This is a genomic window from uncultured Kiloniella sp. (assembly GCF_937128705.1).
Taxonomy (GTDB): Bacteria; Pseudomonadota; Alphaproteobacteria; order Kiloniellales; family Kiloniellaceae; genus Kiloniella.
Map to the genome: position 1 here is coordinate 1 of NZ_CAKZMP010000148.1, position 6,775 is coordinate 6,775.

4 protein-coding genes and 1 pseudogene are annotated in these 6,775 nt (G+C 46.3%); 2 read left to right on the top strand and 3 right to left on the bottom strand.

Going from position 1 to position 6,775, the window contains the following annotated elements; translation table 11 throughout:
- Both Q0241_RS08285 and Q0241_RS08290 read left to right on the top strand, forming a co-directional pair.
- Positions 1-2,289 (top strand): DUF3772 domain-containing protein (locus Q0241_RS08285; RefSeq protein ID WP_299375898.1); only part of this gene is annotated, 2,289 nt, incomplete at its 5' end.
- Positions 2,290-2,427: 138 nt separating this feature from the next.
- A complete protein-coding gene (locus tag Q0241_RS08290; RefSeq protein WP_299375901.1) occupies positions 2,428-3,186 on the top strand; it encodes a DeoR/GlpR family DNA-binding transcription regulator in 759 nt (252 codons plus the stop codon).
- Positions 3,187-3,193: 7 nt separating this feature from the next.
- Here the strand turns inward: Q0241_RS08290 and Q0241_RS08295 are convergent, their stop codons facing one another.
- The 3 genes and pseudogenes from Q0241_RS08295 to Q0241_RS08305 form a co-directional block, all read right to left on the bottom strand.
- Positions 3,194-4,474, bottom strand: coding sequence for an FAD-dependent oxidoreductase (locus Q0241_RS08295; RefSeq protein ID WP_299375904.1), 1,281 nt, complete (start codon positions 4,472-4,474; stop codon positions 3,194-3,196).
- A 36-nt stretch (positions 4,475-4,510) separates the two neighbouring features.
- Positions 4,511-5,914, bottom strand: coding sequence for an FAD-binding oxidoreductase (locus tag Q0241_RS08300; protein ID WP_299375907.1), 1,404 nt, complete (start codon positions 5,912-5,914; stop codon positions 4,511-4,513).
- A gap of 212 nt (positions 5,915-6,126) precedes the next feature.
- Positions 6,127-6,775: pseudogene (locus tag Q0241_RS08305) on the bottom strand (hypothetical protein); the annotation flags it as partial.

Sequence of the window (6,775 nt, forward strand, 5' to 3'; positions counted from 1 at the left end):
CGCAAAGACCTTTCGCAGGGTGATTTTGAGACTATTCGAGATGATCTCGATCGTGTGCGGATGCAATCTCGGGAATTTATTTCCCGGTTACAGCCGATCCAGAATCAACTAACCAAACAGTTGAAGGGCTTGGGGCCTGTTCCAGAGCAAAATCAAACGCCTGAAGCCGAGCAAATTGTTATCATCAGGCAAAATCTTGAATCCGAACTTTCGATTGTTAACAGTCAGATCAAACAGGCCGAGCTGATTTCACCACGTGTCGATGAACTTGTTGGACGGTTCAACAGGATTGAAAGACAACGTTTTGTTGATGAGGTTTTTAGTCGAGGCCCGGTTCCTGTCTCTCGGTCATTATGGAGAGAGGTTTTTGAGCTAAGTGGTACGGACTGGAAAGCATTTTTTATTCAGCTAGAACTGGCCCAGAGTACGGTTGGCGAACAAATAGAGTGGGAAGAGGTTATTCCTCTGTGGGTGATTGTTCTTGCCGCAGCTTTTGTGTTGTCCCTTTTGCTTCGAGTCATGCGAAGACGTTATGGCGTTCAGTCGGATATTGTTAATCCAGATTATCATAAAAGAGTCCTTGCGGCATCCTTGAATGCCCTTAAACGCGCTTTGATCCCGGTTACGTTCCTGACCTTGGTGGCCGGTACGTTTGTGTGGACCAATGTTCTTGACCCTGAAATAGAGCAGATGGCAGAAGCTGTCATTTTAGGCTTGCTGTTTGTTACAATTGCCGAGGCAATTACCAAGGCAACGTTGTTTCCTGAACGTTCATCCTGGCGTGTGCTTGATATGGCCGTTCCTGCTGCGCAACAGGTTCGCATTATTGCGATTATCATTGCCTTTACCTTTTCTGTAGATCTTCTGATCCGTGTTTTGAACGATGTTGTTCATGCATCTGCCAGTCAGCATCTTTTGGGGAAATTTTTTACCGCAACCACCATGGCTGTGCTTGTTATTCTTTTACACAGAAAAAGCCTCTGGAATCTTGTGGGAGAGGTCCCCGAAGAGATTAGGCGTGTTTCAAGGCTATGGTCACGGTTCCGGGTGGCAATCGTTGCTTTTATGTCTGTCATGATCGCCGCAGCCTTTATTGGCTTTATCCCCATGACACACTTTGCCGTTTTCAATCTGGTTGCCACGTTAGAGCTATTTTTATTGTTACTGTTGGCTCATGTGATTGTTCACGAGGTCGCCCATTACGAACTTTCCGGAAAGGCCGATATTGGGCGTAGTCTTCGGAATATATTGTTGCTAGATGATGATGGGGCTGATCGTCTGGGGTTTTGGATTGTTCTTTGTGTTGGCTGTGGGTTGGTTGTGCTCGGGGTAATTGGAACCCTGCTGATTTGGGGGATGAGTGGGCAGAGACTGTTCGGGATTATTCAGACAGGACTGACGGGCTTTAAAATCGGTGAGGTCAGAATATCATTTATTGATATCGCGGTCGCAGGGCTTCTCTTTATCGGCATGTTGGCCCTGACCAAAGTCTTTGCCAATGTTCTTGATGAGCGACTTTTGCCAAAGACAAAGCTTGATGCCGGGGTGCGAAACGCCATTAAAGCATCTGTCGGGTATGCAGGTTTGGGCCTTGCCGTTTTAATCGGGGTTTCTGCTGCGGGACTTGACCTTTCTAATATAGCGATTGTTGCGGGTGCCCTTTCGGTGGGTATTGGTTTTGGCTTACAATCTATTGTAAATAACTTTGTCTCTGGCCTGATTTTGATTTTTGAACGCCCCATTAAACAGGGCGATTGGGTCGTTGTCGGCAATGAAGAGGGGCATGTCAAAAAGATCAAAGTTCGGGCAACAGAGATTGAAACCTTTGATCGTGCATCCGTTATTATTCCGAACTCTGATCTTATTTCCGGGACAATGAAGAATTGGACTCATAAGAGTAAGCTTGGACGGTTGGAAGTGCGGGTCGGGGTTTCATATGATGCGGATGAAGAGAAGGTCAAGGATATCCTAACCCAGATCGCCAGTGAGCATTCGGGGGTGCTTACCCGCCCGGAACCTTACGTTCTGTTCATGGATTTTGGCGCAAGTTCGTTGGATTTCGAGCTTCGGTGTTTCCTGAAAGACATTGAAAATAAAATGAGCATCGCCAGTGATCTCAGGTTTTCTATCCGTAAGGCCTTTCAGGATGAAGGTATTGAAATCCCATTCCCACAACAGGATGTATATATCAAACAGGTTTCTGGGGTTTCAAAATCTATAGACGTTTCCGATCAAGGTTTTGAAGATGTGGAAAAAGGCTCTGGATCGAAGAAGTTGCCGTCGGATTAAATTGATATCGAAAATAATATGAACGACCTTTAGGTGAATACACAAAAATTTGGGATTTTTGTGGTTATTGACGGTTATTTCTTGAAATTAAGTTGTTAGAACGGCATAAAGATAATCAATTTATTTTTTGGGGTTATTATGTCTGCTTCGTCTCGACAGCAAGAAATTTTACGGGCAATTCGGTTAAAGGGCACCTGTGCCATATCTGAAATCGCGACGTCTCTTTCGGTTTCGGAAGAAACAATCAGGCGTGATATCAAGCCAATGGTTGCCAAGGGGCTTGTGATTAAAACCCACGGCAAGGTAACCATGCCGGACGATGTGAAAGAACCGCCGTTCCATATGCGTATGCAAGAAAATATGGACGCCAAGGTCAAAATTGCGACCGCAGTTTCCCGCATGATCGAAGATGGGGAAACGGTATTCCTGCATCCGGGATCAACGACGAACTATGTTGCCAGAGCATTATGTGATCATAGTGATTTGGTGATTTTGACGAACTCGGCCGAAATTTCCCGTACATTGGTGAGTGGCGAAGGCAACGAAGTATATATGGCGGGGGGCCTGTTACGTACCGATGACGCTGCCTCTGTCGGCCCCACGGCAATTGAATTTATCAAGACCTTTCAGGTCAAGACAGCTGTGTTTGCGATTGGGGCGGTTAGCCCCACTGGATTGATGGATTTTCGCCTGAGTGAAAAAGAATTTTGCAATGCCGTTATGGAACGATCTGAACGTGTGATCGTTGCTGTTGACCACACCAAGTTCGAACGCAAAGGCATTGTCCATATTTCCGATCTGAGTGATATGGATCTTTTGGTGACCGACAGAGAGCCGCCCCAAGAGTTGCGGGATGCGCTTGAGGAAGCCGGAGTGGAAACTTTAATCGCGACCTAAATCTAGGTTAACGTGATGTTGCCTCGCGCCATCTGTCAGACATTCTCATGCCCCAATAAACACTCTGCGCTGCCATGGGGCCAAAAATACCGCCGTTCCATTCCAAATCAAACGCTTTGAAAATCTTATGGCGGTCAGACACTTTGGCTATGCCCTCGGCAACAAGGCGTCCGCCAATAGGGGCCGAGTTCATACCATGACCGCCAAAAGCGGTGCAGGACCAAACACCGGGTTTTAGTTCACCGATATAGGGCATTTTGTGGCGGGCGTAGGCCATTAAACCAGTCCAAGCCATATCGATCTTTACATCTGCCAGTTCGGGATAAACGTTTGTGATATCCTGTTTCAACAGGTGCGCCAAACGCTTGGGCTGGCTTGTTCGTGTTGTGATCCTGCCGCCCCAAAGTAAACGGTCTTCGTCAATGATGCGATAATAATCCGATGCCTGACGATCATCCAAAATGGCGGCACTGGTCTTGACCAGATCATGAACACGCGCCCCCAGCTTTTCCGTGACAACAACATAGGTCGCAATGGGCAACAAAGCACGACGAAGGCGATCAAACACACTACCGGAATAGCCGCCCCCACAAAGAACAACGTCTTTTGCTTTGATGGTGCCGCGTGCCGTTTTTATTTCTTTAACAGGCGTGTCGAGGTTCATTTCAACAGCTTCGGTATTTTCGAATATTTGACCACCTTTGTTCGTGATCTCTTGCGCGATACCCAGACAATAGTTCAGCGGATGAAAATGAAACGCCCCCTTGTCAAAGTTGCCTTGATAGTACCGTGTGGTCTTGAATTTTTCCTGTAGGTCATCGCGGGATAGATAGTCCAGCGGATAGTCGTATTGTTCTGCCATATAATCGCAGTGCTTTTTCATGCCATCGGGATCGTTATAGCGTATAACAGACAGCATGCCGGGGCTTGGGTTTACGCCTTCGAGCTTTAGGGTGGCAATATTGTCTCGAACCATATTCACGCCTTCCAGTGACAGGGCAAAAACCTCGCGCGCCTTATCAATGCCCAGCCGTTTTTCGACAATGGCTTTACCACCCGCAAAACCTGGTGATACAAATCCGCCATTGCGCCCCGATGCACCCCACGCAACACGGTTGGCCTCTAGGATCGTGACAGACTTTCCCTTATTGAGTAGTTCCAGTGCACAGCTTAGGCCAGCCAAACCACCACCGACGATACAAACATCTGTTTCCAGATTTTGTGTCAGAGTGGGATAGGTTGCATGTTCAACCGCTGTCCGGCTGTAGTAGGTATCAGGATAGGTCATGGTGTTGCTTATTTTCTTGGTTTTAAGGGATGACAGTTAAAGCCACTCGTCTTTGATTTGATAGAAGGCATAGGCTGCTTTTAAATATTGCAAGCGCAGGGCTGGCAAGGGGAACTTATTGAAACGTTTGGTGAATACAGCGGGGAGCTTGCTCTGTGTTCTGTCTCCGGCGATCTCATCGGCTAAGGCACGACCAGCCCAACCCGACATGGCGACACCATTGCCGTGATACGCCAGTGAAGCCCAAGCCGTTTTGTCTTTATTGATCGGGCCTATATAGGGAACGAGGTCATTTGCGAGACAAATAAAACCCTGCCAAAAGTGAGTGTGCTCTATATGGGACCATGCAGGGAAAAGCGCTTCAAAATCTGCTCTCACCCTTTTTTCGGCCAGCTTTTCCCCTTTGGCAGAGCTATCCGTTCCGCCGCGACCTCCAAAGAGAAAGCGTCCATCAGGTAGCATGCGAAAGTAATGTAGCAAAATACGGCTGTCATAGACCGTTGTTGTGTTGGTCCAACCCTGATCCTGTTGTTCCTGTTTACTCAAGGGGCGCGTCACCAAAATGGATGAAAGGGCAGGGAGCAACTTTCCGGCAGCGTTAGAGGACAGGTTTTCTGCAGTATAACCATTGGTGGCCATAATAACGTGGTTGACCTTTACGATGCCCTGTGGCGTGTGAAGATGATGCCCGTCAACATGCTTTTCCCACTTGGTCACAGGGCTGTTGCCGAAAATTTCAATGCCTGTATCGCGTAAGAGCTTCGCAAGCCCTCTGGCATATTTGAGCGGATGCAGACCAAAGCCTGTTGGGTTATGCAGACCGCCATGAAAATAACCTGACAGACCTATTTCCCCTAATTGATCCGGGGATAAAATGTGCGTTTCGTGACCAAAGGTTTGAGCCAGAAATTCCTGTTCCTGCCGCAGATCATCCATGCGGTTGGCTTTATGTGCCAGTTCAATTTCCCCATTGCCCGTGGCATCGGCATCAATGTTGTGGGTTTCTAGAAAAGACTTCACGAAGGCCACGGATTGTTTTTGCGCCGCAAAGAAATCTTTAGCAGCCTCTAGCCCGTAACGACGGATCATTTGCTGATAACTGAGCTTGGTTGACCCCATGCAACAAAAGCCACCATTACGTCCCGACGCCCCCCAACCGGGTTGGGCAGCTTCAAAGACCTTTACATCAATCTGGTATTTCGTCGCCAAGCGATAGGCCGCCATCATGCCTGTATAGCCACTGCCGATAACAGCAACTTCACACGTGGTATCTTCTGTCAGGCTTGAGAAATCCGCTAACGCAGGTGCCGTATCCCGCCAATAGCTGGGAGCATGATTCTGAGCAGAGAAAGCGTGCGTATCATAAAGATATTTCATGGCGTGCGACGAGCTTTTCAAAAGGAGGGCGAGGGATGAGTACTTTGTTTTTGTGTATTCCATGTCAGGAAGAGGGCTTGGTCAAGATAAAATGATTGCTGGGTGTTTGTTGGCGATGGAGGTCGTGGTTAGATATGGCGATCTGCGATCATTCATGTAATGCCGAATTAATTGTGATTATAAGTGGAATTATGGTTTTGACTGCTTAGTGCCAGAAGCGGTTATTGTTGGAAATTTCGAATCAAGACCTGACATTTTTTACTCTCTAAAAGTAACTAAAGAACTGCCAAGAGCTCTTTAAATTCAAGAGAGTTATGATCCATCGCATCTATTAACTCAGATTTTCTAATCCTTATTAATATCCCTTCCTCGAAATCAAAAAACTCATTAAAGTTATCTAATAAGAGCTTAGCTAAATGTCTTGGGACCCCTATGTTTTGTAATTCAATTACACGACGGTCATTAGTCCCGTATTCAAGGAATTCACCCCAATTTTCTCCTGCATACTTATCTCCCAGTTTCTCAGACAATATATCGTAATAATTGCTAAAATAATTCTTCAACTTAAATCTTAAAATATTATCGACATGAGATATGAGATCGTTAATCACCATATTGATATGCTTTTGACTGTTTGAGTTAAAGGGAACCAATTCATTCACATCCCATATTTCCCCCTTACTTTCATGATAGCTAATCGTATTCATAATCATCCAACTTAAGGGTTGAGAATTCATCCAGTTGGACATTAACACTGCATAATATTTCAAAGTTTCTCGTGATGCTGAAGGAAGCAAGGGACTCTTGCCGCCTATTTCTTCAAGCTCCCAATAATAGAAGTCACATAGAAGCTCTAACTTTTCCAATACAGAAAGATAGCTTATGTCTGATGATAGCGTTATAGAGGCCAAATTTTCCGTCTGA

Excerpts from the sequence above, each read along its gene's own strand:
- Q0241_RS08290 (WP_299375901.1), top strand. The coding sequence starts at position 2,428 with ATGTCTGCTTCGTCTCGACAGCAAGAAATTTTACGGGCAATTCGGTTA.
- Q0241_RS08295 (WP_299375904.1), bottom strand. The coding sequence starts at position 4,474 with ATGACCTATCCTGATACCTACTACAGCCGGACAGCGGTTGAACATGCA.
- Q0241_RS08300 (WP_299375907.1), bottom strand. The coding sequence starts at position 5,914 with ATGGAATACACAAAAACAAAGTACTCATCCCTCGCCCTCCTTTTGAAA.